Source organism: Phenylobacterium sp. Root700 (assembly GCF_001429025.1).
Taxonomy (GTDB): domain Bacteria; phylum Pseudomonadota; class Alphaproteobacteria; order Caulobacterales; family Caulobacteraceae; genus Phenylobacterium.
This window is the reverse complement of sequence record NZ_LMHT01000004.1, coordinates 30514-56755: the sequence shown is the minus strand read 5'-3', so window position 1 is coordinate 56755 and position 26242 is coordinate 30514. Positions and strand designations below refer to the sequence as shown.

Here is a 26242-nt window from a genome sequence, read left to right as displayed (position 1 = left end):
CGGTTAGCGGTTGGCGATGAAGCCGTTGCGGATCAGTTCTCGGTCGGCCCAGACGGCGTGGGTGCCGCTGGAAAGCTTGTGGGGCAGGGCGATGCGCACCACCGGCCCATCGGCGAAACGCTTGCAGTCGATCAGGACGCACTCCGACGTTTGGGTGTTCTCGTCGATGATGAAGCTGACCAGATAGCCGTCGTCCTCGTCCTTGGCGTCGATGCGCGGGACGAACGGGGCTTCGCTGGCGTAGCGGCCGTCCGGCAGGCTGACTTGCCAGGACTCCCCGGTCTCCAGGTCGTGCTTGACGAAGCCGGTGAACAGGAACCAGCCAGGCTTGCTGGTGGTGCTGTAGGCGTAGCGATAGGGCTTGCCGGCATAGCGCTGGTTGATCATCCCGAATTCCAGGACGCGCTCGTCCATATGATGTTCGCGCGTCTCGCCGGTCTTCAGATTGAACCGCCAACGGTGCAGCTTCGGCAGGAACGAGTGTTCGTCCAGGAAGCCCATCATGTGCCCATGGCCGTCGGGCGCGCCGGCCAGCGGACCTGGCGTCGGGTTTTCCTGGAAGTAGCCGTCCATCACGATCTCATCGCCGTCCTCGTAGGCGTTGAGGAAGTGCAGGATGTAGGTCGGATCGGCCTCGAACCAGGCGACGTCCTGCGCCGCGCCGTAACGCGGGATGACCCCGAACCGTGACGGCAGGCCGTCGTGGGCGCGCACCGCATGGATGTCGCGCTTCAGCAGTTCCTCGTCCCAGAAAACCGGCAGGTCGTTGAGGATCGAGTAGTTGGTGGTGAAGGCCATGTCGTGCGGCAGCCGCGGACCGGGCAGCGGCACCGGCGTGTAGTGGACCAGCTTTCCGTGCCGGTCGACGACGCCGTAATGCATGTAGGGCGCGTGCTTGGAGTAGTTGAAGAACAGCAGCTCGCCGGTCGCCTCGTCGACCTTGGTGTGCGCCGAGACGCCGTCCAACGGACCCCAGCTGGCGACCCCGCCCTGTTCGAGGGTTTCGGGATCGAGCCAGTAGGCCTCGCCGCATTGGTAGAAGGTCGAAACGATCTTGCCGCCATGCACCACCACGTCGGTGGAGGAGGAGTCCTTCAGGCCGCCATGGGCGCCAAAGCCCGGCCGGAGCGAGACGCCCGGGCCGTCCATCAGCCCGCCCCAGAGGGATTGGCCGGCTTCCTGCTCCGTCTCGAAGCCGCGGGTGCGCACGAAGCGGTTGCGATAGTCGGCGCGGCCGTTCCGGAAGCTGATCATGTGCAGCATCCCGTCGCCGTCGAAGGGATGGTAGCGGCCCAGCGGCTGCTGCGCCGGATTCTCGGTATTGCGCAGATAGACCCCGTCGATGTCGTCGGGGATGGCGCCCTCGATGACGTCCAGGTCGGTGGCGTCGACTTCCTCGTGCTGGGGAGTCCAGGCCCCCGACAGATAGGGGTGGTTGCTGGACCGCAGGGTGGTCTTCACCGGCGGCAGGCGCTCCATCTTCATCGAGAGCTCTCTTCACATGTCATGTCGGCGGGCCGAAAGAACCGCCCTTGACTCAGCCTAGCACCATAGTCTTGTTGTGCAAGTGACTGGTGGCGACGACGCGAATTCTTGCGTCCGGGTCGTCGCCGCAATGGTCCCGTGAGTGGACCCGGAGGATTTGACGATGCGGATTTTCAGCCTGCTGGCGATGGTTCTGGCCCTCTCGACCGCAGCGGCCCCGGCGGCGCGCGCCGCCGACAGCGACGCCAGCAAGATCGCCGTCACCCACGAGATGATCGCCGCCTGGAAGGCCGCCGACTGGCGCAAGGTCGCCGACCTGTTCGCCGAGGACGGCGTGCTGCACTCGATGATGGTCGAGCCGGTCGTCGGCCGTCCGGCGATCTACGAGCGGATCGCGGCCCTGGGGAAGGGCGCGCCGGGCGGCGTGGTCCTCGACGTCGCGCATATGGGGGTGATCGACGGCCTGGTCTTCATCGAGCGCACCGACCGCTATGTCTATAACGGCCACGCCGGAGCCACCCCGGTCGTCGGGGTGCTGGATATTCGCGACGGCAAGGTGCGGGAGTGGCGCGAATATTATGACCGCGCGGCCCTGCTGCGCGACATGGGCGTGACCACCGAAGCCGACCCCGTCGCCAAGAAGTAATCGCCCAAACTCCATGCGGGCTGGCTGCACATCTAAAGATGTGCAGATACATCTACCGCGTGCGCTTTAGCTTGAGCGTGCGCGGTAGAGGCCAGCAGGTGTGATGCCCCAAGACAGCCAGTCCATGACGCTGACGTTCCGGTGTCCGAGAGAGCTCGAGGGGTTGCTGGCGCCGCCGATCCCGGCGGTGCAGGGCCTGCCGGCCTGGTTGAAGGCCATGCCCAACCAGGCGTTCAGCACGGCCGTTTTCACCGACGACGACACGGTCAAGCGCTGTCCGCCGTTCGTCGACGCCATGACCAGCGGCTTTCTGATCCCGCTGATCTGCGACGTCAGGGTCGAAAACGGCGAGTTCACCTGGGAGAACGATCTGCCGCCGGGAGGCGGCGTCGGCTTTCCGCGATCACCAATTGGATTTCACGACGCCAGCCAGGTCACCGGCACGCCGCTGTTCGACGCCGACCGCTTCTTGATCAAGTTCCATAATCTTTGGACGATAGAGGCGCCGCCCGGCTACTCGCTGCTGTTCACCCACCCGGTCAACCGGCCCGATCTGCCCTTCACCACCCTGACCGGGCTGGTGGATAGCGACACCTTCCACGACGCCTGGGTCCACTTTCCGGCCCACTGGCACGATGAGGGTTTTAGCGGCGTGCTGCCGAAGGGCACGCCGGTCGCGCAGTGCTTTCCGGTCAAACGGGAAAGCTGGAGCGTACGCACAGCGGTCTTCACCGAAGAAGAGACGCAGCAGGCCCACGAGGTGCTGGAGGCCATGGGCCGCGAGCGCGGCGTCTATCGGCGGCGGTTCCGCGCCTAGGGCGCCTTCAGGTCGCTTCGGCGTTCAGGAATTTCAAAGCCGCGCTGGGCCGCAGAAAGAAACGGCCGCGTGATGTCGCGGCCAGCGCGGTGATCGCCGGTCCGGCCAACTGCGCGGCCTCGTGCGTCGCCGCGCGGATCGCTGCTTCCCCGGCTTCGCGCTCGCCCATTTCCAGCAAGCACTTCCCAAGACTGAGCCGGGTGGCGGCGTCGCCTGGCTGTAAGACGAGGGCGCGTCGATAGAGATCGGCGGCCTGGGCGTACTCGCCGTCGAGGACCATCACCTTGGCCAGCCCGACCATGGCGTCCTGCCGTTGCGGCGCGGCCGTGCGGACCTGCTGGAACAGGCGGCGAGCTCGGCCGCGATCGTTCCGCTTGAGGTGCAGATATCCCAGCGCGATGCGCAGGCCGTCGGCCTTGGGGATGAGCGCCAGACCGGTTTCCAGAACCGCGACGGCCTCGTCGAACCGTCCGTCGGCGCCGAGACCCTCTCCCAGATCGAGAAACGCCAACGGGTAGGGAGGACGCCGTTCGCTCGCCCGGCGTAGTTGATCGAGGGCCTCGTCGGGTCGCCCGGCGGCGGTCAAGGCCTTGGCCAGCAGGGTTTCGATTGCCGGGTCGGTGGCGCGTAGAGCCGTTTTCTGCAACGCCTCGACGGCGTCCTCGGCGCGGTTCTGGGACAGGAGCGCGGTCCCGAGCACCTGAGTGGCGACGACATTGTCGCGCTCGCCCTTCAGCACCGATGCGGCGAGACGCTCGGCTTCGTCGGGGCGCTGCATCCGCAGGGCCAGGACCGCCTTTTCAAGCGTCTGGCTGGCCTTATCCTGTCGCGGGCGTGACGCTGGCGGTGGTTTCGACATCACTCTCGACTACAGGACGACCTGGCGTTTGCGCGGCGCCCGCGCGGCCCAAGATGCGCACAGTCAGGTTGAATAGTGCAATGGGTGGTTGGCCATCGATTGGCGACGGCGGGCGGCCTCGTCGACCCCAATTGCCTGATGATCGGCAAGCTGGCGGCGAAACCATGGGAACGTTTTCGTTTCCGGACCGCAATCGCTTTCGCTCCGGGTAGACTTGGGCGGCCTGCGGGATTCGCAGGCGCGTTCTGCGGTCTGGAGGCCCTTGATGATCATCGCTGGATGGATTCTCGCGATCCTGGGCCTGGCCCAGGTGGTGTTCGCGGGCACGATCGAGGTCTCGCAGCTGACCGAAGGCAACCGGCTGATCGGGCTGGCGCCCAGCGTGATCGCCAACGCCGACCTGGTCGCGCAGCGGGCGATGATCCATCAGGGCGGGTGCGCCACCTTCCTGGCCGGGGTGATCTTCATCGGCGCGGCCTATCTGAAGCCGGCCCCTCCCGGCCAACAGTCGAAAGCCTGGACCGGCATCGCCGCGATCGCGGCCATGGTCATGACGGTCGGCGCGGTCGCCGGCTTCGGCGCCTTCCTCTACGCCCTGCACGAACAGAACGCCGACCAGCGGCTGGTCGACGAGATCCGTGTCCGCGAGGCGCGCAATCAGTCCACCGACGCGCTGATGAAAGAGGCGGACCGGCGCCTGCGCAACGAGGCCGAGGCGGCTGCGGCCTCCCGTTAGGGAAACTGGCTTGCACTGAAGCTCGGCTCTTTGCATGAGAGCGAGATGAGCGAGCCCCTCTTCTTCGATCTGCGTGCGACGCACAATCCGCACCGCTGGTACCTGCCCCTGACCCCCGCCGTCTGCGTGGGCTCGCGGGATAACCTGTTCATGTTCGGCGGCGTCGGGATGGCCTCGGCCATCGTCGCGCTGGAGCGGACCTGCGCGCGGCCGGTGATCTGGGCGACGGCGCAGTATCTGTCCTATGCGCGGCCGCCGAGCGTCGTGGACCTGGACGTCTGGGTTCCGGCGGCGGGCAAGTACAATAGCCAGGCCCGGGTGATCAGCCATGTGGGCGACAAGGAGATCCTGACCGTCAACGCCGCCCTGGGCGCACGGCCGAGCGAGATTTCCAAGCAATGGCTGGTCATGCCCGACACCGCACGGCCGGAAGACTGTGAGCCGGCGGCCCACTGGCGCGGCGGTGGCGAGGATCTCCACAGTCGCATCGAGGTTCGGGTCGCCAAGGGCAACTACGGCGGCACCCAAGCCAGCGCCGACGGCGCCGACGATGGCCGGCTGCTGTTGTGGATCCGGTCGCGCGAAGGCCTGCCGGTTGATTCCAGCCTGCTGGCGATCATGGCTGACTTCATTCCGGGCGCGATCGGCAATGCGCTGGGGCTGAACGCCGGCGGCAACAGCCTGGACAACACCATCCGCTATCGTCGGATCGTGCCGACCGAATGGGTGCTGTGCGACATCCGCATCACCGGGGTTCACGGCGGCTTCGGCCACGGGGCCATGCACCTGTTCGCCGAGGACGGCGAGCTGATGGCGACGGCCAGCCAGTCGCTGATCGTGCGGGTCCGCGAGGACCTCGGCTAGATCAGCGCCTCCAGCGCGGGCAGCCGCGCCAAGTCTTTCGGACGGCCGAAGCGGCGGCAGATCTGCGCCTGTTCGGCGGGCGTCGGGATGAAGAGCGTCCCGCCGGGGCGCTCGACAGCCTGCCGTGTGCTCGGCCAGACCGGCGACCAGCCGTGAGGCTCGCGGACCTCGAAGCCGGCCATGATCTCGACGGGCAGGGGGCCGATGTCGGCCTTGGCGAATATCTTTGAGCGAAAGAGCGGCGAGGCACCGCCGGTCTCTAGTTGAGCGTTCCAAAGCGCGATGAGCTGGGCCGCGTCCCGCTCGCTGACGATCAGGTCCACGTCCGGCGGGGAGAGGCCTGGCGCCCCCGCCAACGCCATGCCGGCGCCGCCGAACACCCACCAGTCGTCGCGCAGCCCCGCGCAACCTGCGGCCACCAGGTCGAGGGTGGCGGCCAGATCGGCGTTGATCGCTGATTTCACCATGGCTTGCCTCCTAGAGAGGTTCCCGTGCGGGCTCAATCAGATGTAACGAGGTAGCGGGCCGCCGGGTGGGCGGGCCTGAGTTGGGGAGTGGCGGAATGACGTGGGTTCGCAAACACGGTCCTTGGGCGGTGCTCGCCCTGATCGGCGCCGTGGCGCTGTCGGTCGTGGCCACCGCGCGGGGCGAGAACGTCAACGCCCTGTGGATCCTGGCGGCGGCGCTGTCGGTCTATCTGGTCGCCTACCGCTACTACAGCCTCTACATCTCCAAGAACGTCATGCGGTTGGACGGTTCGCGGCCGACGCCGGCGGTCACCCGCAATGACGGTCTGGACTATGTCCCGACCAACAAGAACGTCCTGTTCGGGCACCACTTCGCCGCCATCGCCGGAGCAGGACCGCTGGTCGGTCCGGTGCTGGCCGCGCAGATGGGCTACCTGCCCGGGGTGCTGTGGATCCTGGCCGGCGTCGTGCTGGCCGGGGCGGTGCAGGACTTCCTGGTCCTGGTCATCTCCATGCGCCGGGACGGCAAGTCGCTGGGCGAACTGATCCGCGAGGAGCTTGGCCCGATCCCCGGCGTGATCGCCCTGTTCGGCGCCTTCATGATCATGGTCATCATCCTGGCGGTGCTGGCCCTGATCGTGGTCAAGGCCCTGACCGGCAGTCCGTGGGGCACCTTCACCGTCGCCGCCACCGTGCCCATCGCCATCCTGATGGGCGTCTATATGCGCTACATCCGGCCGGGCCAGATCGCCGAGGTCTCGGTCGTCGGCTTCGCCCTGCTGATCGGGGCCATCGTGCTGGGCCAGCACGTCGCGGCCTCGCCGGCCCTGGCGCCGATGTTCACCCTGACCGGCATTCAGCTGTGCTGGATCCTGATCGGCTATGGCGCGGTCGCGGCCGTGCTGCCGGTCTGGCTGCTGCTGGCGCCGCGCGACTACCTATCGACCTTCCTGAAGATCGGCGCGATCCTGGCCCTGGCTATCGGCATCGTGATCATGCGGCCCAATCTGCAGATGCCGGCCCTGACGCCGTTCATCCATGGCGGCGGGCCGGTGTGGTCCGGCACGCTGTTCCCGTTCCTGTTCATCACCATCGCCTGCGGCGCGGTCTCCGGCTTCCACGCCCTGATCGCCTCGGGCACCACGCCCAAGCTGATCGACAACGAGGTCAACGCCCGTTTCATCGGCTACGGCGGCATGTTGATGGAAAGCTTCGTGGCGATCATGGCGCTGATCGCCGCCTCGATCCTCGATCCAGGCATCTACTTCGCCATGAACAGTCCCGCCGCGGTGGTGGGCGTGACGGCGGAAAGCGCCTCGGCGGCGGTCGCGGCCATGGGCCATCCGGTGTCGCCCGAGGTGCTCCTGCAGACCGCCAAGGACGTGGGCGAGACCACCATCATCTCGCGCGCCGGCGGCGCGCCGACCCTGGCGGTCGGCATGGCGCACATCTTCTCCCATGTGCTGGGCGGCAAGGCGATGATGGCCTTCTGGTACCACTTCGCCATCCTATTCGAGGCGCTGTTCATCCTGACGGCCGTGGACGCCGGCACGCGGGCCGGGCGCTTCATGCTGCAGGACCTGTTGGGGACCTTCGCGCCGGCCTTCAAGAACACCGCGTCCTGGCCGGCCAACATCACCGCCACGGCCTTGTGCGTAGCCGCCTGGGGCTACTTCCTGCACCAGGGGGTGACCGATCCGTTGGGCGGCGTGAACACGCTGTGGCCGCTGTTTGGCATCTCCAACCAGATGCTGGCGGCGATCGCCCTGATCCTGGCGAGCGTGGTGATCTTCAAGATGAAGCGCGAGCGCTACGCCTGGGTGACCATCCTGCCGGCGACCTGGCTGTGCATCTGCACCCTGACGGCGGGCGCGCAGAAGGTGTTCTCGCCTGACCCCGCCATCGGCTTCCTGGCCCACGCCAAGCGCTACGGCGATGCCCTGGCGGCGGGGCAGGTGCTGGCCCCGGCCAAGGACGCCGGCCAGATGGCCAAGATCGTTTGGAACGACCGCATCGACGCCGCGCTCTGCGTGCTGTTCATCGCGGTGGTGCTGAGCATGATCTGGTTCGGGATCCGGGCCTGCCTCAAGGCCTACCGCGCCGACGGCTGGACGGCCCGTGAGGCCGAGCCCGGCATGATCGCGGCGGAGTAGGGGGGATGGCCCAGCCCAACCCCTTCGCCGACTTCGCCCGCTGCGTCTGCGACGGCGCGCGGCTGATGGTCGGCGTCCCGAACTACGACACCTATGTCGAGCATGTGACCCGCACCCACCCAGACCAGGCGCCGATGACCCGCAAGGCGTTCTTCAGGAACCGGGTGGACGCCCGATACGGCGGCGGGAGCGGCGGCTTCCGCTGCTGCTGAGGTCCAGACAAGCGAAAGGCCGGCGTCGCCGCCGGCCTTTGCCAAAGCGTACTGGGATGTCTTAGTTCGCGGCCAGGGTCGAGTTCGACGGAACCTGGGCGGTCGCGAAGGTGTCGAGCGCCACCTTGGTGGTCGCCTTCACGCAACGCGCATAGGCGTCGAGCGACAGCGTCTCGTTGCGGGTCTCGCGGAAGCAGACGGTGCGGGCGGCCTTGGTGACCTCGGCCTCGACCTGGGCGGTCGACTTGCCAGCGAGGGCGACGCGGACGCCGGCGGCTTGAGCCGGGGCGGTGAAGGCCAGAGCGGCCACGGCGGTCAGAACAACAGTGCGGATCATAATATGTATTCCCGGAAAGGGGGTTGAGACCAACCACCTCCCGGCGTTTCCCTCTGGACGGCGGTTCAAATCTAGACGCGACCGCTTCGCCCGACTGTCTTCCTGCCCTCGGCGGAACCGGGATTCAAGCCAAGATTTCGCAACGCAGCATGCGCACGTTGCATTGCAACCTAGATGGGCGTCGCCGCCCGAATTCGCGGCGCCTGGGCTTGGCGAGGCGGCGTCCCGGCGGCGGGCACGACGATTGCGGTGGACAAGGTCGTCGGCCCCGAAATGAAACACTTGCCTTCAGGCGGCCTTCACCCTTGAGTAACCTTTGTTAACAGCTGAGGCCCCATGTTCCTGACCGTTCTCGCCGCCACCGCCGCCCTCTCGAGTTCGTACGCCTCGCCCGCCCCGCAGATGCCCGTCGCCGCCGCCGTCTCCACGGCCGTGCTCGTCGACTGCCAGGTCAGCGGCGCGAACCTGACGGACTGCAAGGCGGTCGACGCCGACGGGACCCAGGCCGCCGAGGCGGTGAAGATGGCCGCCCAGGTCGAGGTGCCCGAGGCCTTCGCCCTGGCCAATCCGGGCCGGATCCTGATCAAGATGAACGTGAACCCGTAAGAGGGCTCTTGACCGCACCCCGTTCGGTGACGCTTTTCCCAAGCGTCATTGTAGGAATGGAGTGCGGCGCATGGACCAGCGGCAGCTAGGCCCTTTCAAGGTTTCGGCCATCGGACTGGGCTGCATGAGCCTGTCCCACGCCTATGGATCGCCGCCGCCGCGCGAACAGGCCGAGCGCGTGCTGTTGGGCGCGCTCGACGCCGGATACACCTTCTTCGACACCGCCGCGGTCTATGGCGTCGGCCATAACGAGACCCTGGTCGGTGAGGTGCTGAAGCATCGCCGCAACGAGTTCGTGCTGGCGTCGAAGTGCGGCCTGACCAATGGCGATCAGCGGGAGCTGAACGGTAGTCCAGCGGTGTTGAAGGCGACCTGCGAGGGCAGCCTGAAGCGTCTGCAGACCGACGTCATCGACCTCTATTACCTGCACCGCTGGGACAAGCGCGTGCCGATCGAGGACAGTGTGGGCGCGCTGTCGGAGCTGGTGGCCGAGGGCAAGATCAAGACGATCGGGCTTTCGGAAGTCTCGGCGGCCACCCTGCGACGTGCGCATGCCGTCCATCCGATCACCGCCCTGCAGACCGAATACTCGCCTTGGACCCGCAATCCCGAGATCGCGGTGCTTGAGGCCTGCCATGAGCTGGGCGTGACCTTCGTGGCGTTCAGCCCGGTCGGCCGGGGCTTCCTGGCCGGCGGGGTGACGGACGTGACCAAGCTGGAGGACGGCGATTTCCGCAAGGGGATGCCGCGGTTCCAAGGCGAGGCCTTCGAGGCCAATCTGAAGATGTTCGGCGGCTTTGCTGATCTGGCGCGGGAGGTCGGCTGCACGCCGGCGCAGCTCTGCCTCGCCTGGTTGCTGCAGAAAGACGGGGCCCAGGTTCCGATCCCAGGCACCACCAATCCGGACCACATGCTCGAGAACGCCAAGGCCGCGGAGATCCGGCTGTCGCCCGAGGCCATGGCCAGGGTCGAGGCCTTGGTGAACCCGCAGACGGTCACGGGGTCGCGCTACGCGCCCGCCATGCAGGCCTCCATCGACACCGAGGACTAGGGTCAGGCCGCGTCGAGGCTCTCGGCGGCGCTGCGAAGCGCCTCGCGAGCCAGGCGCATGGCGCGCCCGGCGACCTCTTCAGCGGGAAGGTCGTGCAGGCCGCGCGGGCGCGGCAGGCTGACCTGGACGGTTACGCCGTCGTCGGTGAGCACGGATACGCCGACGACGGTCGGGCTGACGGTGACGGACGGGGGCAGGGACAGATCGGTCATCTCGGTCTCTCCAGAACCCCCACCACCGCGATGTGCGGCGCCGAGGTCCTGAAGTCCAGGCACGCTTTTATGACGACGGGAGGTGGGAACCCGCCGGGGAGTCAGGCGCTTGCGGGGGCCGCGAACAGTTCGTCATGCTTGGCGCAGATAGCTGGCCACAGGGCGGCGACCTCCGGCACGTCGAGACCGAATTCGCGTTTCAGCACGGAGACAAAATGGTCTGCTGAATCAATGGACTCCGTCGTCTTTTCGCCGGGCCGGACGCGGCGGATCGTGCGGCCGAGCAGGGCGACGATCCCGTCGGGCGTGTGCCGGAAGCCCAGCGCCGTCTGGGCGAAGATCGAGTCCGGCGAGGTGGCGAGCCATTGGCATGTGGCGTTGAGCTGCTCGGGGTCGGCCGGGCGCAGCTGGAAGTCGAAATAGGGCGGGCCGCCGAGCGCGTGATTGTGAAAGCGCAGCCAATCGTCCTCGAGGTGTTCCAGGCGAAAGTCGTAGCCGGCGCAGTGGTGCGGTCCGAACGCCAGGGGGATCGGCTCCAGGATCCCGTCTCCAAAGCCGACATCGGCGATGTAGGGGCGGTCGAGGTCGACGCGCAGGACCAGGTGGTTGCCGAGCGTGACATCGCCCCGCTCGGCTCGCATCACCGCGCCGGCCATGCGGGTCACGGAGAAGCCGATCTCCTCGAGCATGGCGCCCAGCAGGCCGTTCATTTCGTAGCACCAGCCGCCGCGCCGCGCGGTGACCAGCTTTTCGAAGGCGGCTTCCGGCGCCAGGCTGACCGGGCGGCCGAGCAGGACATCCAGATTTTCGTAGGGAATGGCGCGCAGGTGCAGGCGGTGCAGGGCGGTCAGGGTCGCGAGGTCGGGCCGCGCGGTCCCGGTGAAGCCGATCCGGTCGAAATAGGCCTGGACGTCCATGAGCGATCCTCAAGCGCGGCGGCGCACGAAAACATAGGGACGCGGTGGCGGCTAGGCGACCGCGCAGGATTCCTATTTGGCGGGGTCCTTGGGCGCCGCGCCCTGGATCAGGGCGACGATCTCGGGCCGGATCTGGTCGGTTCCCTTTTCCATCATGTGCGAGACGATGCGGGCGCCGACCGCCGCGCGAGTCTGGGCGGTGAACTCGGTCTTGTTCTGGCGGACCCACTCCATCGAGGCCTGGCGGTTCACATTGAGCTGCTGGAAATGCGGGACCACGTAGCGGGCGATCATCTCGTAGGAGCGCTTGGTGTTCTCCCAATTGGCCCAGTTGTGAGCCATCATCAGGTAACAGCCGAAGCCGCCGCTTTCCTCGACCAGCTGTTCGATGCGCTCGATCGCCTCGTCGGGCGTGCCGACCACCGCCTGGCCAAGCGACAGATAGGCCTCGACCGGATCGCCGGCGAAGTCGTCGGGCACCATCGGCAGGTTGGCGATCTCGCGGAAGTAATAGATCCACTTTTCCAGGCCGAAGCGGATCTGCTCGATGGCCTTGTCCTTGGTCTCGGCGATGTGCATCTGCCCGACCAGCCGCCAGGCGTTGCGGTCCATGGTCTTGCCGTTTTCCTTGGCGATGTCCTCGGCGATGCCCCAGTTGGCGGCCAGCGAGTTGAAGCCCGCGCTGGTGGTGGCGCCCAGCGACAGCAGGCCGATCCCGTGCTTGCCCGCCGCACGCGAGCCGGTTGGAGAAACCTGGCTGGCGACGGCGATCTCCACCGACGGGCGCGAATAGGGCGTCATCTGCAGGCGGGCGTTGACCAGCTGGAACCAGTCGCTGTCGTGGCTGACCTCCTCGCCGCGCAGCAGCCGCACCAGCACGTCGAGCGCCTCGTCCATCCGGTCGCGCTGTTTGGCCACCGGAATGCCCATCATGAAGGCGTCGGAGGACAGCGCGCCGGGACCCGCGCCGAACATCACCCGGCCGCGGGTCATGTGGTCGAGCTGGTTGATGCGGTCGGCCAGCATCATCGGGTGGTGGTAGGGCAGGGAGGAGACGCCGGTGCCCAGGCGGATGTGCTTGGTGCGCTCGGCGGCGGCGGCGATGAACACCTCGGGCGAGGCGATCAGTTCATAGGCGGCCGAATGGTGCTCGCCGATCCAGGCCTCTTCGTAACCAAGCTGATCCATCAGCTGGACGAGCTCCAGGTCGCGCTGGATCGCCAGGGTGGGGTTTTCGTCCAGCGGATGGAACGGCGCGATGAAGGCGCCGAAGCGCAGTTTGTTCCCGAGCATTCCGCCCTCCCATTGGTCTTTTGCGAGAGCTAACGCCGATTTCGGAGACCTGGCTAGGGTGACGTACCGTAGCTTCGAAGGCTTACGTCGCGGACTCCAGGACGGCTTCCAGGGTTTTCGGCGCCCGGCGGCCGGCTTTGGAAATGGCGCGAGACGTGGCAGGAACGCCCTCTTGCCGGCCAAGGGTCGGATCGGCGCGGATTTGGCGCCGGACAGGGGATTTCGAGTTTGAACTACCGCCACGCCTTTCACGCCGGAAACTTCGCCGATCTGGTGAAGCACGCGGCCTTGCTGGACCTGCTGTCGAAGATGCAGGCGCAGCCAGGGCCGCTGCACGTCATCGACACCCACGCCGGGCGCGGGCTCTACGATCTGGCCGGCGACGAGGCGCAGCGCTCGGGCGAGGCGGAGGCCGGGATCGGCCAACTGATGAAGGCCGATGATCTGCCGGACGCTTTCCAGCCGCTGCGGACCGCGGTGTCGGCGTTGAACGAGGGCGGCGCGACCCGGTTCTACCCCGGCTCGCCGCTGCTGATCGCGAACGCCTTGCGGCCGGGCGACAGCTACCTGGCCTGCGAACTGCGGCCCGAGGAACATGGCGAACTGAAGGATGCGCTCAAGGGCAAGGCCGGAGTGCGGACCGCCTGCGCTGATGGGTTCGAGGCGGCGGTGACCCGGGCGCGGAGCTCAGGCTCGCTGCTGATCCTCATCGATCCGCCGTTCGAGAAGTCCGACGACTATCGCCGGATCGTCACCACGCTGAACGGTGTGGTGGCCCGGAACCCGCAAGCGGTGTTCCTGATCTGGATGCCGCTGAAGGATCTGGAGACCTTCGACGCCTTCCTGCGTGACGCCGAGGATAGCTATTCGGGATCGCTGCTGGTGGCCGAGGCGCGGATGCGGCCGCTGACCGATCCCATGAAAATGAACGGCTGCGCGCTGGTCTTGGCCAATGCGCCCGCGGAATTCGCAGAGCCCCTGACGGCGATCTGCGACTGGACCGTCAGCCGCCTGGGCGACAAGGGGCAGGCGAAGGTCTGGACTGCCGCTTAACCTTCATTTTGCATATGCGAAATGTTGGGCTACGGTTTTGTTGCATCGCACAAACCGTAGCTGTTTGGAGGCGTTATCATGGCTCTCACCCAACTCGACGGGGGCATGTCCCTCGAACCTCAAAAGGCGTTCTATTTTCCTGTGGGGGCGGCTTCGCCGCTCTGGTTCATGTTCGCCGGCGCCGCGTCCGCCGGCGTGGCCTATTGGTGGATGACGCGCTGGGCCGAGCGTACCAATCTGGAGGCGGTGTTCGGCGCCGCCTCGCCGGCCGAACCGGTCGAGCTTCCGGCGCCTGCGGCCGAAGTCGTTGAAGTCGCCGCCATATCGCCCGAGCAGGTGATCGAGCCCGTGGCGGCGGCGCTCGAAGACGTGGTGGCCGCGGCGCCGGAACCCGAGGCGATCATCGAGAGCGCGCCGGAGCCGGTGGTGGACGAGGCGCCAAAGCCCAAGACCAAGCCACGCGCGGCGAGCGACACGCCGCCGACCGCCTAGGCTTGGCGCGGAGCGCCTTGACGGTCTATGCCTTGCCGCGCCGGCTTGCGGCGAGGATGAGGGCAGCGTGATCAAGCGGGCGTTCGACATGACGGCGGCTCTGGGCGGATTGATCGTCCTGTCGCCGGTGCTGGCGCTGATCGCCCTGGCCGTCCGGCTGGACAGCCCGGGGGCCGCGATCCATTGGTCGCGGCGGGTGGGGCGGTTCAACCGCATCTTCCTGATGCCGAAGTTCCGGACCATGCGGACCGATGCGCCCGACGTCGCCACCCACCTACTGGCCGATCCCCAAGCCTGGATCACGCCGCTCGGGCGGTTCTTGCGCCGCGCCAGCCTGGATGAGCTGCCGCAACTGTGGAGCGTGCTGATCGGCGATATGAGCCTGGTCGGGCCGCGTCCGGCGCTGTTCAACCAAGACGATCTGGTCGCGTTGCGGACCGCCGCCGGCGTCGAGACGTTGCGGCCCGGCGTGACCGGCTGGGCCCAGGTCAACGGCCGCGACGACCTGCCGATCGAGGACAAGGCCCGCCTGGACGCCGACTACCTGACCCTGCAAGGGTTCGGCTTCGACCTGAAGGTCATCTTCACCACCCTGCGGGCGGCGATCTCCGGGCAGGGCGTCCGGCATTAGTCCGCGCGCGGCCGGGACATGGTCGATTGACGTCCAGTTGGAGCCACCCCAAGGTTGCGGCTATCCATTGTCGGGTTCCCAGGAGAGATCGTTGATGTCCGAACGCCATGCCAAGACGAGCCGGGTCGCGATCGCGCTGGTGCTCGCATTGACCGCGACCGGCGCGCTCGCCGCCTCGGCGGTCGAGACCGCGATCGCCACCCGCCAGGCTGGCTACAAGAAGATGGGCGCGGCGTTCAAGGCCATCAACGAGGAGCTCAAGAAGGGTTCGCCGGACGTGAAGCTGATCGCCGCCAATTCGGTGATCGTGAACGCCCAGTCCAAGCAGATTCCGAACTGGTTCCCGAAGGGCTCGGGCGCCGAGGCCGGCTTCAAGACCAAGGCCAAGCCGGGGATCTGGGCCGAGCCGGCCAAGTTCGCCGCCGCCGGCGTGAAGCTTCAGACCGAGGCGGGCAAGCTGCAGACCATCGCCGCGGCCGGTAACCTCGACGCCATCCAGGCGCAGGTGAAGGCGACGGGCGGCGCCTGCAAGGCTTGCCACGAACCCTATCGCGCCGAGGACTAGGGTGGCGGAGAGTTCTGGGACCCCGGCGACGGGCGTCGCGCTGTGGGACGGACCCACGCGCATCTTCCACTGGGCGCTGGTGGTCCTGCTGTTGGTGTCCTGGCTCACGGCCGGCGAGAACATGCAGGTCCATCGCTGGTCGGGCTATGGGGTGATCGGCCTGTTGGTGTTCCGCCTGTGGTGGGGCGTGGCCGGCGGGTCGACCGCACGGTTCGCGACGTTCCTGAAGGGGCCGCAGGCCACCTTGGCCTATCTGGGGACGTTGCGGTCGCGGACGCCGGGCGAGACGCCGGGTCACAATCCGCTGGGCGCCTGGAGCGTGGTGGCGATGCTGGCCGCCCTGTTGGTGCAGGTTGGCCTGGGGCTGTTCGCCAGCGACATCGACGGACTGGAATCGGGCCCGCTGTCGCATCTGGTTGATTTCGACGCTAGCCGCGTCGCGGCCGAGCTGCACGAGACGACGTTCCGGGTGGTGCAGGGGCTGGTCGTGCTGCACCTGGCGGCCATCGCCTATTACTGGCTGTGGAAGCGGCAGAACCTGATCCGTGGGATGATCACCGGCAAGAGCGCGTTCCCGAGCCAGGCCTTGCAGCCCGCTTCGGTGGTGCGGCTTGTGATCGGGATCGCCCTGGCGGTCGCGGTCGCCTGGGTCATCGCCAAGGGCGCGCGGTTCTAACGCCGGGCTAGGGCGCCGGCGGGCCGGCCTTGCGGGCGCGGCTGACCGCCTGGGCGAGGCGGCCGTCGTTCAAGCCGCCTTCGATCAGATAGGGCCCGACCAGATATGAGGGCGTGCCGCGCAGGCCCAGCGAGAACGCCTGGCTCCCGTGGCGGGCCAGCTGAGTCTCGATCTCGGCGGCGTAGGTCGCCTGGTCGGCCAGGAGCTGGTCCCAATCGACGCCGGCCGCTATGGCGATCCGCTGAATTTGCTCGGCGTCCAGTTTCGTTCGCGCAGCCATCAGCGCGCGGTGGAAGGCCAGGTACTTGCCCTGGCGGTCCGATGCGAGGGCGGCGCGTGCGGCGAGGGTCGAGGCCTCGCCCAGCACCGGCCAGTCCTTGAAGATCACCCGCACCTTGTCGTCGGCGGCCAGCAGCCGCTCGAGGGCCGGGTCCGTCGCCTTGCAGACCGAGCACTGATAGTCGGTGAAGACGACGATCGTCACATCGGGGGCGGCGGCCCCGGCGCTCGGCGAGCCGCGGTCGTTCAGAACCGTCTCCACGACAGGCGTCAGGGCGAGTTTTCGCCCTTGCCCTGGAAGGTTCTGGAAAATGGCGGTCGCGGCCAATCCAACGAGGACCGCGACCAACAGGGTCAGTTTTGGGCGGCGTTCGACCAGCGAGAGCAGGCCGCGCCCAGGTTCGTCGCTCACCCGCCGTTGGCGGCGTCGCGCAGGCAGGTGAGCCAGGCGTCCTCGCGGGCCTTTTCGGCCTTGCGCAGGATGTCCTCGGCGTCGCGGACGCCGGCGTCGTGCTTGCGCCATTCCAGCACCGCGCCTTCGCGGGCGGCGCGGGCGGCTTCCATGGTCTCGAAGCGGGCGAGCACGGCGCGGACGCTGTAGTTCACCGGCGGACCGACGGTTTCGCGATCCGGGTAGAAGCCGGTGATCGAGTCGGCCGTTTCGCTCTCGATATGGAAGACGTCAGCCCAGCCCGCGTGGTGGCGCATCAGGGCCCAGGGCCGTTCGGTCCGCTCGCTCATAGATCACTCCTAGAATCTGGTCGCAAACTAGCGCGTGGCGTCAGCCGGGCCAACGGCTCAGGTGACGTTCTCCCGATAGCGCTTGAGATCGGCGCCGGTTGCTAGCCCCAGATCGCCGGTTTGCGCGCTTTCCACGGGGCTTCCTTCTCCAACTGGGCGGCCAGGCGGAAGAGGGTGGCCTCGTCGGCGAAGCGGGCGGTGAACATCATGCCGATGGGCAGGCCGTTGGCCGACATCTCCAGCGGCAGAGAGAGCGACGGCTGGCCCGAGAAATTGAACGGCGGGGTGTAGGGGAAGGCCTCGCCCTGGCGACGGTTCACCTCGCGCGGCTCCAGCGCCACCGGATCGATCAGCCCGACCTCTGGGACCGGCGTGCCCAGCACCGGGCAGAGATAGACGTCCCAGTCCTCGAAGAAGGCCAGGGTCTTGCGATTGAGCACCCGCAGGTCCTGCCAGCCCCGGAAGGCCTGCTCGCCGGTGACCTTGCGGCCGCCCTTGAGAGAGGCCCAGGTCAGGGGTTCCAGTTCGTCCGGCTCGGGCTCGCGGCCGACCTGCTCGATCAGCCGGGCCATGTCGGCGGCGAAGTTGGCGCCCGAGACCGGCGTGCGGGCGGCGTAGAGCGCGCGGTAGTCGATGCCCAGGCCTTGCTCGACGACCTCATGCCCCAGGCCCTTCAGCAGGGCGGCGGTGCGTTCCAGAGCCGCTTGGATCTCAGGGTGGATCGGGCGGCCGGACGGGGTCTCCGACGACCAGGCGATGCGCAGCTTGCCGGGGCTGCGCTCGATCTCTTCGGTGTAGGGCCGGTCCTTGGGCGGCGCGGCGAATGGCGCGTCGGCTCGGGGGCGTCCGGTCGCATCGAGCATCGCGGCGGAATCGCGCACCGTGCGGGTGACCACATGGTCGACGGTGAAGCCCATGGCGTAGGCGGTGTCCTGCTGCCCGTTCGGATTGCGGTCGCGGGTGACCTTCAGCCCGACCAGGCCGCAGCACGCAGCGGGGATGCGGATTGAACCCAGGCCGTCGCTGGCGTGGGCCAGGGGGACAATGCCCGCCGCCACGGCCGAGGCCGCCCCGCCCGACGAGCCGCCGGAGATGTGGTCAGGGTTCCAGGGGTTGCGGCAGGCGCCCAGGTGCGCGCCCTCGGTCGTGCCGGTGATGCCGTATTCCGGGGTGTTGGTCTTGCCGAGTGGGATGACGCCCGCCTGGCGGTAGCGACTGGTGAGATCGCCGTCCTCGGCGTCGACCACGCCGCGGGCGAACTTGCTGCCATAGCTGCGCGGCCAGCCGGCCACGGGCATGCCCAGGTCCTTGATCAGGAACGGCACACCCTTGAACGGGCCGTCGGGCAGCGGCCCCCCAGCTTGGGCGCGGGCCTCGTCATAGGCCTTGTAGACCACGGCGTTGAGAGCGGGGTTGTGGCGCTCGATCCGCGCGATGGCGGCGTCCACCAGTTCCAGCGGCGTCACCTCGCCCTTGGCGACCAGGGACGCGAGCGAGAGGCCGTCGTGTTCGGAATAGTCGTCGATCGCCATGTCGCCCTTACCTTTGACCGCCAGAGAGGAATGCGAGTTTCTCGACCGGGGCGAGCCCCGGGGCTTCGCGCTTCAGCGCCGTGAAGGCGCCGTCGGCGGCGTCCAGCGCCTGGTCGATGTCGGCGTCGCTCATCGCCGCGCAGAGGAACATGTTGTGCCAGGGGTGCATGTAGACGCCGCGCGCCAGCATCGCCGAGGTCCAGCAGAAGCCCTTCCGCAGATCGGGATCGTCGTCGAACAGATAGAGCGGCATCTGGGTTGGACCCGAGCAGCGCAGGCCAAAGCCCGCCGCCGCGGCCCGCTCGACCAGTCCCGTGGCCAAGCGGTCGCCAAGGGTCTCGATGCGCTCCAGATAGTCGGTGTCGCGGACCAGGCGCAGGGTCTCCAGCGCCGCGGCCATCGGCGCGGCCTGGAACCAGAACGAGCCGGTCACATAGATCGAGGCGGCGGCGGCGCGGGCCTTCTCCGAACCCAGCAGGGCCGAGATCGGGTGGCCGTTGGCGATGCACTTGCCCCAGGTCGAGAGGTCCGGCTCGATCCCCAGCAAGGCCCAGGAGCAGTCGCGGGCCATCCGCAGTCCGGCGCGGACGTCGTCGACGATCAGCAGGGCGCCGGTCTGGTCGCACAGTTCGCGGGCGCGGCGGGCATAGGCCGGATTTGGCGGCGCCTGGTCGATGAAGGCGTCGTGCTTGAAGGGCGCGGCGAAGATGGCCGCCAGGTCGGCGCCGGCCTTGGCGACGGCGGCCTCCAGGCTGGCCACGTCATTGTAGTCGCAGAACACGTGGTGGGCGCGGTCGCTGTCGATGACGCCGCTCGGCCGCGGCGTGCACCAGGGGGCTGCGCCATGATAGGCCCCCTTGGCGCGAATAATGGTCTTGCGCCGAGTGTGGGCGCGGGCGGTCATCAGCGCCATGGTCGTGGCGTCCGTGCCGTTCTTGCAGAACATCGCCCAGGAGGCGTGGGTGACCAGGGCGGTCAGCTCCTCGGCCAGCCGCACCATCAGTTCGGTGGGCCCGGTCAGGGTGTCGCCGAGACCAAGCTGGCGCACATAGGCCGCGTCGATCTGCGGGTTCGCATAGCCGAACAGGTTCGGGCCGTAGGCGCACATCAGGTCGAGATAGCGATTGCCGTCGACGTCCCAGATGTGGGCGCCCTCGGCCTTGGCGAAATACTGCGGATAGTCGTCGGGGAGTAGGCCGACCGCCTGATGGCCATACATGCCGCCAGGGATCACCGCATCGGCGCGGGCGCGCAGGGCGCGGTCCAGACTGTTCTGACGGTCCATGGTGTTCTCCATCGACGAAGGCCGGGTCGCGACCTTACGCTGAGATGGAGGCGCAGCAACCGCCAGTCGCAAGGACGGCGGCTAGAACATCCCGAGCAGGGTGGCGAAGAAGGCCAGCACCGCGGCGACGATCGCCTTGGACAGCACCGCCAGCACGACGATCGACAGGATGGCCGCGATCCAGCCGATGATCGCGGCGAGGCCGTCACGCTCCGCGCCGCCGATGGCGAAGGCGGCGATGGCGAAGGAGGGCAGCATGTTGCCGAACGGGATCGGCAGGAAGACGATCAGCGAGAGGATGAAGCACAGCGCGCCCACCAGCCGGTCGCCCAGCGGGTTGTACATGAAGGTCAGGCGCGGGCGCAGGCGGCGCTCCAGCCGTTCCAGGTGCGGCTTCAGCTTGGCGGTCAGGGACCGGAAGTCCGTCATGCTCATGGTGCGCGACAAGAGCGCCTTGGGCAGCCAGAGCGTCTTGCGGCCCATGGTCCACTGGGCGGTGATGAAGATCAGCGGCGCGCCCAGCAAGGCCGAAACCCCGGGCGGCATCGGCAGCACCAGCGGGGCGGCGAACACGAACATCAGGGCGCCGAAGGCGCGATCGCCGAAGGTGTCCAGCAGGTCGCCGACCGACACCTTCCGACCGGAACGCGTCCCGATCAGATCCAGGAGTTCGGAGACGCTGGCGGCTTTGGAGTGTTCGGACATTTCAAGCTTGGCGCTAACACGGTAAGGCGCCCCAGCGGAAGTTAAAGCGCGGCAACAAACATGAGAACCGGCGGGAAAATCGCAGCCGACTCGCACTAGGCAAGTTTCGATCATGTCTCAGCCCGTGCGCCTTGGTCTCTTCTATGCGGCCCTGTTCGTCGGGACGGGGGCGAGTTCTCCCTACATCCCTGTCTGGTTCGCCTCGCGCGGCCTCTCGGGCGCCGAGATCGGGCTGATCCTGTCGGCGCCGATGTTCGCGCGCGCGGTCACCGCGCCGGGCATCGCCATGTGGGCCGACAGCTTCCGGCTGCGCCGCACGCCCCTGATCCTGATGGGGCTGGCCACGGCCCTGGCCTATGGCCTGCTCGCCGCGCCGTTCGGTTTCGCCTGGTGGTTCGGGATCTGGTTCATCGCCAACACCATCCTGTCGACCATGATCCCGCTGACCGACGTGATCGTCTTCGGCCGCGCCCGGCGAGACGGCTTCAACTTCGGCTGGCCGCGCGGCATCGGCTCGGTGGCGTTCATCATCGCCAATGTCACGGTCGGGGCCTTGCTGGCCAAGTTCTCGCCCGAACTGGTGCTGGTGTGGATCACCGCCGCCGCGATGCTGGCGGCCGGCTGCGCGCGGGGGCTGCTGCCGCCCGATCCAGTGCGCGAGGGCGGGGCGGGGAGCCGGCTCTCCGAGCGACTGGCCGGCCTCGGCGACCTGCTGCGCGACAAGCATTTCATGCTGGCGGTGGTGTCGGTCGGTCTGATCCAGTCGGCCCACGCCTTCTACTATTCGTTCTCGACGCTCTCCTGGAAACAGCAGGGCCTGCACGAGAGCACGACCGGGCTGCTGTGGGGGTTGGCGGTGGCGGTCGAGGTGGCCTTCATGTGGTTCATGGAGCCGTGGCGGCGGCGGATCGGGCCGCGCAACCTGCTGATGATCGGCGGCGCGGCGGCCCTGGTCCGCTGGACGGTGCTGGCGTTCTCGCCGCCGCTCTGGCTGGTGCTGCCGATGCAGGCGCTGCACACCTTCACCTATGCGGCGACCTTCCTGGCCTCGTTGCAACTGGTCGAGCGGCTCTCGACCCCGGCCAACGCCTCGGCGGCCCAGACGGTCAACTCGGCGCTGTCGGGCGGCCTGCTGATGGGGGTGGCGACGATCGGCTCGGGATGGCTGTTCGACGCCGTCGGGACCAAGGGCTATTTCGCCATGGCGGCGATGTCGGCGCTGGGCCTGATCGGGGCGCTGCGCCTCTACGGCGTAAAGCGGTTGGACGCCTAAGGCCTTCCCCCACGACAGCCTTGCGGCAGGCCAGGATCGGGCGACTATTGCGCCAACAAGATCTTGGGGAGTGACGGCATGCGGGCCTTGGAAATCGCTGCGCCCTGGGGCGTGGATGAGTTGAAAGTCGTGGACGCTCCGGATCCGACGCCGGGACACGGCGAAGTCCTGGTGCGGATGCGCGCCGTCTCGCTCAACTATCGCGACCTGCTGATGGTGAACGGCCTCTACAGTCGCGGTTCGGCGGTGGGCGGAACCATCACGCCCTTCTCCGACGGCTGCGGCGTGATCGAGGCGGTGGGACCAGGCGTGACGCGGGTGGCGGTCGGCGACCGGGTCGCGACGCTGTTCTTCCAGAACTGGACCGCTGGCCGGCCGACCCTGGAGAAGCTGGGCTCGGCGCTCGGCTTCCCGATCCCAGGCGCTGGCCGCGAACTTGCGACCTTCAGCCAGGAAGGGGTCTCCAAGGTCCCCGATTTCCTCACCGACCAGCAGGTGGCGACCTTGCCCTGCGCGGCCCTGACCGCGTGGCGCGGGCTGTTCGAGGATGCGCGGCTGGAGCCTGGCGACACGGTGGTGCTGCAAGGCACCGGCGGGGTCTCGATCTTTGGATTGCAGTTCGCCAAGGCGGCCGGCTACCGGACGGTGATCACCTCCTCGTCCGACGAGAAGCTGGCGCGGGCCAAAGCCCTGGGGGCCGACACGCTCGTCAATTATCGAACCACCCCGGACTGGTCCAAGGCGGTGCGCGAGGCGACGCACGGCGTCGGCGCGGACTTCATCATGGAGGTCGGCGGGGCGGGCACCATTCAGCAGAGCCTGAAGGCCATCCGGATCGGCGGCCACATCGCCATGATCGGCGTGGTGGCTGGAGCGGGCGAGGGGCTCAATCCCGCCGTGTTGATCAGCAACAGCGCCCGGCTGCAGGGGCTGTCGGTGGGATCGCGCGAGATGTTCGAGGCCATGTGCCGGGCGATCGAGCTGCATCGCATCGCGCCAGTGGTCGACAAGGTGTTCCCGTGGACGCAGGCGCAAGCGGCGTTGGCGGCCATGCAGGGCGGCGAGCATTTCGGGAAGATCGTTCTCCAGTTCTGAAAGCGGCCAATTCTGAAAGAGGAGCGGGCGATGCGGACGACGGGTATCAACCATCTGGCGCTGGTCTGCCGGGGCGCGCCGCCCCGCGCGAATTCGGTGGAGGCTTAAGGCATGCCGCGTCTGCGCCAGGTCTCCCGCGCCGAGGCCGAGTCCAAGGTCGTCCTCAAGACCTACGACCTCCTGTTCGGCGACCGTGATCCGGTGACCGAGCCGGGCACCACCACCGGCACGTCGGGCGACTGGTGGACGGTCTTCGCCCTGGCGCCTGACGTGTTGGAGCACGCCAATCGCGGTTTCGCCCTCTATCGCAGTCCCGAACGAAAGCTGGACCCGGTGCTGCGCGAACTGGCCCAGACGCGGGTCGGGTGGGCCAAGGGCAGCCAGTTCGTGTTCTCCCAGCATTGCAAGTCGCTGCGGGGGCTGGGCGTCTCGGAGGAGCGGATCGCCTCGATCCCGCAGTGGCAGGTGGCCGACTGCTACGATGCGCATGAGCGGGCGGTGCTGGCCTATGCCGACTGCCTGGCGCTGCAGGGCGGGCGCACGCCCGAGGCGGTGTTCACGGCGCTGAAGAGCTTTCTCTCCGACGAAGAGATCCTCGAACTGACCTACATCACCTGCCTCTACGACATGCATGCGGTGATGAGCCGGGCTCTGCGGACTGAGTGGGACGACCGCGACGACCCTGTCGTCGAGATCGCCGCGCCGGGGGATTTCAGCGGCCAGGACTTCCTGGATATCGGCGGACGGCCAAGTTAGTTTAGCGTGAGCTAAAGTGTTCTTGCGGCCAGCGGGCGGGGTTGATAGTTAAGCGACAACTTCATCAACGGAGCGCGCCATGACGCTGAAGCTGCATCTCCACCCCTTCGCCTCCTACTGCCAGAAGGTGATCATCGCCTTCTACGAGAACGGGACGCCGTTCGAGGCGTGCTTCGTGGACCTGGGCGAGGAGGTGTCCCGTTCGGCGTTCCTGGCGCTGTGGCCTATCGGAAAGATGCCGGTGCTGCAGGACGAGGCGCGGGGCGAGACGATCCCCGAGACCAGCATCATCATCGAGTATCTGGAACTGCACTATCCGGGCGCCGCGCGGCTCATTCCGACCGATCCGGACATGGCTTGGCGGACCCGGCTGAGGGACCGGATGTTCGACCTCTACGTCCAGGGGCCGATGCAGGCGATCGTCGCCGACCGTATCCGTCCCGACGGCGGGAGCGATCCGGCTAGCGTCGTCGCGGCGCGGGCTCAACTGCGCACGGTCTATGGCGTGCTGGAGAAGGACCTGGCCGGCAAGACCTGGGCGATGGGAGAGGCCTTCACCCTGGCCGACTGCGCGGCGGCGCCGGCGCTGTTCTATTCCGACCGGCTGGAGCCGTTCGGCGACGATCACCCGATCCTGGCCGGCTATTTCAAGCGATTGATGGCGCGGCCGTCGGTCGCCCGGACGGTGGAGGAGGCGCGGCCCTATCGCCACCTGTTCCCAGGTCCGGAACTCCTGGACGACTAGCGCGCGGCCAGCATGGTCACTTGCGCCGCCAGATAGCGCGCCTCATCGCCGGTGAGGGTCTCGGGGACGTCGGTCGTCAGGGTGATGTCCTTGATCCCTTGCGTGCGCAGCCGGTCGGCCACCACCGAGGCCCTGGCTTGCGCAAGGCGGATATCGGCCGGCCGGCGGCCGCGCGGATTGGGACTGGCGGCGCCCTCGACCTTGGCCGCGGACGCGCCCCAGCGGGTGAGAGCCCAGGCGACCGCGTCGACGGTCGCGGCGGCCTCCGGGGAGAGCGAGGTCGAGCCGTAGGCGAACCGCACCTCAGGCAAGGGCGCAAGCGGCGGGATCAGCTCGACAGGCGTCTGCGGCATGAAGCGCTGGGCGGCTTGTTCCACCGCGCGATATTCCGCCAACCCGCCCGGCGTGTTCATCGCGAAGGTGACGGCGAGGCCTGGGCCGCGCCTCTCGATAGCCTGAACCTCGCCGATGGGGGAGAGCATGGCGCGCAGGCGCTGCTCGGGGCTGGCGGTGGGAGGCGCCGGCGTGGCGGTAAGCCGGCCGGCAAGAGCGCCCGCGCCGAGATCAGCGGCGCCTTTCGCGGTCAGGATCTGTTCGATCTCAACCTTGGCGCCGGAATTGAGCTGGCCTGCGACCTGTGCGTCAGCGCCTGGGATATACTTGCGGGTGATCACCACGGCCTGGACAAAGGTCGCGCCATTGTCCTGCGCCTGAACCTTGAGCTCGGCGATGTGCGGGGAGGCGTCGGCGAAAACCTGGTTGATCGCGCCGCGAGCCCAGTTGGTTTCCCGCGCCTCGACGACAATGCCTTGAAGGGACAGGGCGAGCGGGATGCACAACGCCACCATGACGGCGACGAGGGCCGGTGTTTCCCAGGTCGCGCCCTGGCGCTCGATGGATCGGAAGCCGTAGCGGCGGGCGACGCCGAAGACCGAGACCAGAATGGCCACGACATTGGTCAGGAACAGCAGCAGGGCGCCGCCGGCGATGTCCCAGGCGGCGGTCGCCAGCCCATAGCCGACGACGGCCAGCGGCGGCATCAGCGAGGTGGCGATGGCGACGCCAGCGATGGCGCCGCCCTTGCGGTTGATCGAGAGATAGGCCCCGACGAACCCCGACAGCAGGGCGACGACCAGGTCCAGCAGGGTCGGCCGGGTGCGGGCCAGGATCTCGGGGGTCACGTCCTTGAGCGGCGAGGCCCAGACGATGAGGGTGGAGGCCAGCACCGACAGCAGCGCGCCAATGACCAGGGCGAGGGCGGCGGTCCTGAACCGTCGCGGATCGACCCGCGCCAGCGCCACGCCCATGGAGACGATCGGCCCCATCAGCGGCGAGATCAGCATCGCCCCGATGATCACCGGCGCGGAGGATTGCAGCAGGCCGAGCGCGGCGATCCCGCAGGCGCTGAACAGCATGAAGCTGTAGGCGTTGGTCAGGCGTCCGGCGTCGTGGACCTCCGCCTCGATAACGCTGCGGTCGCCGTCGCTGAGCAGTCGGGCCGGGGATTTCAGCGCCGACGTCACGACGTCCCGCATGGTCTTGAGCATCAATGTCACCTCGGCGGCGCGGGCCTTGAGACTAGCGCCACTGTCGCCGATCACGCCAGGGATGCGCCGGCTTTCGTCTCAACTCAGTGGAGCCTGTTTTCCCGCCACACAAATGCGCGTGACTGCTCATTTATTGCGCAGACTCTGGGTTGTGTGGCCCGGCGGTTGCCCGTAAAGCGCCCTCAAACCCTTTTGTAACAACGCTTTGGTGA

30 protein-coding genes are annotated in these 26242 nt (G+C 67.8%); 17 read left to right on the top strand and 13 right to left on the bottom strand.

Annotated features, from left to right (window positions below; all coding sequences use genetic code 11):
* Positions 1–3 precede the first annotated feature (3 nt).
* A complete protein-coding gene (locus ASE02_RS00870; protein ID WP_056730229.1) occupies positions 4–1485 on the bottom strand; it encodes a carotenoid oxygenase family protein in 1482 nt (493 codons plus the stop codon).
* A 163-nt stretch (positions 1486–1648) separates the two neighbouring features.
* On the opposite strand from ASE02_RS00870, the gene ASE02_RS00865 reads away from it, so the two are divergent.
* Together ASE02_RS00865 and ASE02_RS00860 are read left to right on the top strand one after the other, a co-directional pair.
* The gene (locus ASE02_RS00865) at positions 1649–2131 is read left to right on the top strand and encodes a nuclear transport factor 2 family protein (protein ID WP_082601787.1); all 483 of its coding nucleotides are present in this window, start codon (positions 1649–1651) and stop codon (positions 2129–2131) included.
* Between the two features lie 124 nt (positions 2132–2255).
* Positions 2256–2948, top strand: a complete 693-nt coding sequence (locus ASE02_RS00860) for a hypothetical protein (protein ID WP_200957578.1) — start codon at positions 2256–2258, stop codon at positions 2946–2948.
* A 7-nt stretch (positions 2949–2955) separates the two neighbouring features.
* Here the strand turns inward: ASE02_RS00860 and ASE02_RS00855 are convergent, their stop codons facing one another.
* Positions 2956–3807 carry a lipopolysaccharide assembly protein LapB gene (locus ASE02_RS00855; protein WP_056730225.1) on the bottom strand — a complete coding sequence of 284 codons (852 nt, stop codon included), beginning with the start codon at positions 3805–3807 and terminating at the stop codon, positions 2956–2958.
* 265 nt (positions 3808–4072) lie between these two features.
* Here ASE02_RS00855 and ASE02_RS00850 point away from each other — a divergent pair, with 265 nt between their 5' ends.
* Positions 4073–4543 carry a hypothetical protein gene (locus tag ASE02_RS00850; RefSeq protein ID WP_056730222.1) on the top strand — a complete coding sequence of 157 codons (471 nt, stop codon included), beginning with the start codon at positions 4073–4075 and terminating at the stop codon, positions 4541–4543.
* 45 nt (positions 4544–4588) lie between these two features.
* Positions 4589–5407 (top strand): acyl-CoA thioesterase II, encoded by an 819-nt coding sequence (locus tag ASE02_RS00845; protein ID WP_056730221.1) that lies wholly within the window; start codon positions 4589–4591, stop codon positions 5405–5407.
* Here the strand turns inward: ASE02_RS00845 and ASE02_RS00840 are convergent.
* Positions 5404–5874 (bottom strand): hypothetical protein, encoded by a 471-nt coding sequence (locus ASE02_RS00840; RefSeq protein ID WP_056730219.1) that lies wholly within the window; start codon positions 5872–5874, stop codon positions 5404–5406. The two genes, ASE02_RS00845 and ASE02_RS00840, sit on opposite strands and share 4 nt — an antisense overlap.
* Before the next feature lie 95 nt (positions 5875–5969).
* Between ASE02_RS00840 and ASE02_RS00835 the strand changes: the two genes are divergently transcribed.
* A complete protein-coding gene (locus ASE02_RS00835) occupies positions 5970–8027 on the top strand; it encodes a carbon starvation CstA family protein (protein ID WP_056730217.1) in 2058 nt (685 codons plus the stop codon).
* A 5-nt stretch (positions 8028–8032) separates the two neighbouring features.
* Positions 8033–8239 carry a YbdD/YjiX family protein gene (locus ASE02_RS00830; protein ID WP_056730215.1) on the top strand — a complete coding sequence of 69 codons (207 nt, stop codon included), beginning with the start codon at positions 8033–8035 and terminating at the stop codon, positions 8237–8239.
* A 61-nt stretch (positions 8240–8300) separates the two neighbouring features.
* Here the strand turns inward: ASE02_RS00830 and ASE02_RS00825 are convergent, their stop codons facing one another.
* Positions 8301–8576 carry a hypothetical protein gene (locus ASE02_RS00825; RefSeq protein ID WP_056730212.1) on the bottom strand — a complete coding sequence of 92 codons (276 nt, stop codon included), beginning with the start codon at positions 8574–8576 and terminating at the stop codon, positions 8301–8303.
* A gap of 336 nt (positions 8577–8912) precedes the next feature.
* Here ASE02_RS00825 and ASE02_RS00820 point away from each other — a divergent pair, with 336 nt between their 5' ends.
* Both ASE02_RS00820 and ASE02_RS00815 read left to right on the top strand, forming a co-directional pair.
* Positions 8913–9182, top strand: coding sequence for a hypothetical protein (locus tag ASE02_RS00820; RefSeq protein WP_056730211.1), 270 nt, complete (start codon positions 8913–8915; stop codon positions 9180–9182).
* A 70-nt stretch (positions 9183–9252) separates the two neighbouring features.
* Positions 9253–10233, top strand: coding sequence for an aldo/keto reductase (locus tag ASE02_RS00815; protein WP_056730209.1), 981 nt, complete (start codon positions 9253–9255; stop codon positions 10231–10233).
* Between the two features lie 2 nt (positions 10234–10235).
* On the opposite strand, the gene ASE02_RS00810 is transcribed toward ASE02_RS00815, so the two are convergent.
* From ASE02_RS00810 to ASE02_RS00800, 3 genes are all read right to left on the bottom strand, one after another.
* The gene (locus tag ASE02_RS00810) at positions 10236–10445 is read right to left on the bottom strand and encodes a hypothetical protein (protein WP_056730207.1); all 210 of its coding nucleotides are present in this window, start codon (positions 10443–10445) and stop codon (positions 10236–10238) included.
* 101 nt (positions 10446–10546) lie between these two features.
* Positions 10547–11362, bottom strand: coding sequence for an arylamine N-acetyltransferase (locus tag ASE02_RS00805; RefSeq protein WP_056730205.1), 816 nt, complete (start codon positions 11360–11362; stop codon positions 10547–10549).
* Positions 11363–11434: 72 nt separating this feature from the next.
* A complete protein-coding gene (locus ASE02_RS00800) occupies positions 11435–12655 on the bottom strand; it encodes an LLM class flavin-dependent oxidoreductase (RefSeq protein WP_056730204.1) in 1221 nt (406 codons plus the stop codon).
* A 228-nt stretch (positions 12656–12883) separates the two neighbouring features.
* Between ASE02_RS00800 and rlmJ the strand changes: the two genes are divergently transcribed.
* From rlmJ to ASE02_RS00775, 5 genes are all read left to right on the top strand, one after another.
* Positions 12884–13708, top strand: a complete 825-nt coding sequence (gene rlmJ / locus ASE02_RS00795) for a 23S rRNA (adenine(2030)-N(6))-methyltransferase RlmJ (protein ID WP_056730201.1) — start codon at positions 12884–12886, stop codon at positions 13706–13708.
* Between the two features lie 78 nt (positions 13709–13786).
* The gene (locus ASE02_RS00790; RefSeq protein WP_056730199.1) at positions 13787–14200 is read left to right on the top strand and encodes a hypothetical protein; all 414 of its coding nucleotides are present in this window, start codon (positions 13787–13789) and stop codon (positions 14198–14200) included.
* 70 nt (positions 14201–14270) lie between these two features.
* Positions 14271–14831 carry a sugar transferase gene (locus tag ASE02_RS00785; RefSeq protein ID WP_056730453.1) on the top strand — a complete coding sequence of 187 codons (561 nt, stop codon included), beginning with the start codon at positions 14271–14273 and terminating at the stop codon, positions 14829–14831.
* 94 nt (positions 14832–14925) lie between these two features.
* A complete protein-coding gene (locus ASE02_RS00780; RefSeq protein WP_056730197.1) occupies positions 14926–15396 on the top strand; it encodes a cytochrome c in 471 nt (156 codons plus the stop codon).
* 1 nt (position 15397) lies between these two features.
* On the top strand, positions 15398–16072 hold the full coding sequence (locus ASE02_RS00775; RefSeq protein ID WP_056730195.1) for a cytochrome b/b6 domain-containing protein: 675 nt from the start codon (positions 15398–15400) through the stop codon (positions 16070–16072).
* Positions 16073–16079: 7 nt separating this feature from the next.
* Here the strand turns inward: ASE02_RS00775 and ASE02_RS00770 are convergent, their stop codons facing one another.
* The 5 genes from ASE02_RS00770 to ASE02_RS00750 form a co-directional block, all read right to left on the bottom strand.
* Positions 16080–16763 carry a DsbA family protein gene (locus ASE02_RS00770; RefSeq protein WP_056730193.1) on the bottom strand — a complete coding sequence of 228 codons (684 nt, stop codon included), beginning with the start codon at positions 16761–16763 and terminating at the stop codon, positions 16080–16082.
* Positions 16760–17092, bottom strand: coding sequence for a hypothetical protein (locus ASE02_RS22185; RefSeq protein WP_056730191.1), 333 nt, complete (start codon positions 17090–17092; stop codon positions 16760–16762). Before ASE02_RS22185 ends, ASE02_RS00770 begins: the two co-directional genes overlap by 4 nt.
* 101 nt (positions 17093–17193) lie before the next feature.
* Positions 17194–18624, bottom strand: a complete 1431-nt coding sequence (locus tag ASE02_RS00760) for an amidase (protein ID WP_056730189.1) — start codon at positions 18622–18624, stop codon at positions 17194–17196.
* 7 nt (positions 18625–18631) lie between these two features.
* A complete protein-coding gene (locus tag ASE02_RS00755; protein WP_056730187.1) occupies positions 18632–19909 on the bottom strand; it encodes an aminotransferase class III-fold pyridoxal phosphate-dependent enzyme in 1278 nt (425 codons plus the stop codon).
* Between the two features lie 81 nt (positions 19910–19990).
* Complete coding sequence (locus ASE02_RS00750; protein WP_056730185.1) at positions 19991–20614, bottom strand: exopolysaccharide biosynthesis protein; 624 nt, start codon at positions 20612–20614, stop codon at positions 19991–19993.
* Between the two features lie 112 nt (positions 20615–20726).
* On the opposite strand from ASE02_RS00750, the gene ASE02_RS00745 reads away from it, so the two are divergent.
* The 4 genes from ASE02_RS00745 (at position 20727) to ASE02_RS00730 (ending at position 24483) form a co-directional block, all read left to right on the top strand.
* Complete coding sequence (locus ASE02_RS00745; protein WP_056730184.1) at positions 20727–21887, top strand: MFS transporter; 1161 nt, start codon at positions 20727–20729, stop codon at positions 21885–21887.
* A gap of 78 nt (positions 21888–21965) precedes the next feature.
* Positions 21966–22982: an NAD(P)-dependent alcohol dehydrogenase gene (locus ASE02_RS00740; RefSeq protein ID WP_056730182.1), complete on the top strand. Its 1017-nt coding sequence runs from the start codon at positions 21966–21968 to the stop codon at positions 22980–22982.
* A gap of 111 nt (positions 22983–23093) precedes the next feature.
* Positions 23094–23738, top strand: a complete 645-nt coding sequence (locus ASE02_RS00735; RefSeq protein ID WP_056730180.1) for a carboxymuconolactone decarboxylase family protein — start codon at positions 23094–23096, stop codon at positions 23736–23738.
* A 79-nt stretch (positions 23739–23817) separates the two neighbouring features.
* Positions 23818–24483, top strand: coding sequence for a glutathione S-transferase family protein (locus tag ASE02_RS00730; protein WP_056730178.1), 666 nt, complete (start codon positions 23818–23820; stop codon positions 24481–24483).
* Here the strand turns inward: ASE02_RS00730 and ASE02_RS00725 are convergent.
* The gene (locus ASE02_RS00725; protein WP_156405863.1) at positions 24480–26030 is read right to left on the bottom strand and encodes a DUF389 domain-containing protein; all 1551 of its coding nucleotides are present in this window, start codon (positions 26028–26030) and stop codon (positions 24480–24482) included. The genes ASE02_RS00730 and ASE02_RS00725 overlap by 4 nt on opposite strands.
* Positions 26031–26242 lie beyond the last annotated feature (212 nt).

Bases quoted from the DNA above. Each gene is read 5' to 3' on its own strand.
- ASE02_RS00780 (WP_056730197.1), top strand. From the start codon at position 14,926: ATGTCCGAACGCCATGCCAAGACGAGCCGGGTCGCGATCGCGCTGGTG.
- ASE02_RS00810 (WP_056730207.1), bottom strand. From the start codon at position 10,445: ATGACCGATCTGTCCCTGCCCCCGTCCGTCACCGTCAGCCCGACCGTC.
- ASE02_RS00870 (WP_056730229.1), bottom strand. From the start codon at position 1,485: ATGAAGATGGAGCGCCTGCCGCCGGTGAAGACCACCCTGCGGTCCAGC.
- ASE02_RS00725 (WP_156405863.1), bottom strand. From the start codon at position 26,030: ATGCTCAAGACCATGCGGGACGTCGTGACGTCGGCGCTGAAATCCCCG.
- ASE02_RS00735 (WP_056730180.1), top strand. From the start codon at position 23,094: ATGCCGCGTCTGCGCCAGGTCTCCCGCGCCGAGGCCGAGTCCAAGGTC.
- ASE02_RS00840 (WP_056730219.1), bottom strand. From the start codon at position 5,874: ATGGTGAAATCAGCGATCAACGCCGATCTGGCCGCCACCCTCGACCTG.
- ASE02_RS00790 (WP_056730199.1), top strand. From the start codon at position 13,787: ATGGCTCTCACCCAACTCGACGGGGGCATGTCCCTCGAACCTCAAAAG.
- ASE02_RS00755 (WP_056730187.1), bottom strand. From the start codon at position 19,909: ATGGACCGTCAGAACAGTCTGGACCGCGCCCTGCGCGCCCGCGCCGAT.
- ASE02_RS00750 (WP_056730185.1), bottom strand. From the start codon at position 20,614: ATGTCCGAACACTCCAAAGCCGCCAGCGTCTCCGAACTCCTGGATCTG.
- ASE02_RS00800 (WP_056730204.1), bottom strand. From the start codon at position 12,655: ATGCTCGGGAACAAACTGCGCTTCGGCGCCTTCATCGCGCCGTTCCAT.
- ASE02_RS00850 (WP_056730222.1), top strand. From the start codon at position 4,073: ATGATCATCGCTGGATGGATTCTCGCGATCCTGGGCCTGGCCCAGGTG.
- ASE02_RS00745 (WP_056730184.1), top strand. From the start codon at position 20,727: ATGTCTCAGCCCGTGCGCCTTGGTCTCTTCTATGCGGCCCTGTTCGTC.
- ASE02_RS00820 (WP_056730211.1), top strand. From the start codon at position 8,913: ATGTTCCTGACCGTTCTCGCCGCCACCGCCGCCCTCTCGAGTTCGTAC.
- ASE02_RS00865 (WP_082601787.1), top strand. From the start codon at position 1,649: ATGCGGATTTTCAGCCTGCTGGCGATGGTTCTGGCCCTCTCGACCGCA.
- ASE02_RS00835 (WP_056730217.1), top strand. From the start codon at position 5,970: ATGACGTGGGTTCGCAAACACGGTCCTTGGGCGGTGCTCGCCCTGATC.
- ASE02_RS00855 (WP_056730225.1), bottom strand. From the start codon at position 3,807: ATGTCGAAACCACCGCCAGCGTCACGCCCGCGACAGGATAAGGCCAGC.
- ASE02_RS22185 (WP_056730191.1), bottom strand. From the start codon at position 17,092: ATGAGCGAGCGGACCGAACGGCCCTGGGCCCTGATGCGCCACCACGCG.
- ASE02_RS00845 (WP_056730221.1), top strand. From the start codon at position 4,589: ATGAGCGAGCCCCTCTTCTTCGATCTGCGTGCGACGCACAATCCGCAC.
- ASE02_RS00730 (WP_056730178.1), top strand. From the start codon at position 23,818: ATGACGCTGAAGCTGCATCTCCACCCCTTCGCCTCCTACTGCCAGAAG.
- ASE02_RS00805 (WP_056730205.1), bottom strand. From the start codon at position 11,362: ATGGACGTCCAGGCCTATTTCGACCGGATCGGCTTCACCGGGACCGCG.
- ASE02_RS00825 (WP_056730212.1), bottom strand. From the start codon at position 8,576: ATGATCCGCACTGTTGTTCTGACCGCCGTGGCCGCTCTGGCCTTCACC.
- ASE02_RS00760 (WP_056730189.1), bottom strand. From the start codon at position 18,624: ATGGCGATCGACGACTATTCCGAACACGACGGCCTCTCGCTCGCGTCC.
- ASE02_RS00815 (WP_056730209.1), top strand. From the start codon at position 9,253: ATGGACCAGCGGCAGCTAGGCCCTTTCAAGGTTTCGGCCATCGGACTG.
- ASE02_RS00830 (WP_056730215.1), top strand. From the start codon at position 8,033: ATGGCCCAGCCCAACCCCTTCGCCGACTTCGCCCGCTGCGTCTGCGAC.
- ASE02_RS00740 (WP_056730182.1), top strand. From the start codon at position 21,966: ATGCGGGCCTTGGAAATCGCTGCGCCCTGGGGCGTGGATGAGTTGAAA.
- ASE02_RS00860 (WP_200957578.1), top strand. From the start codon at position 2,256: ATGACGCTGACGTTCCGGTGTCCGAGAGAGCTCGAGGGGTTGCTGGCG.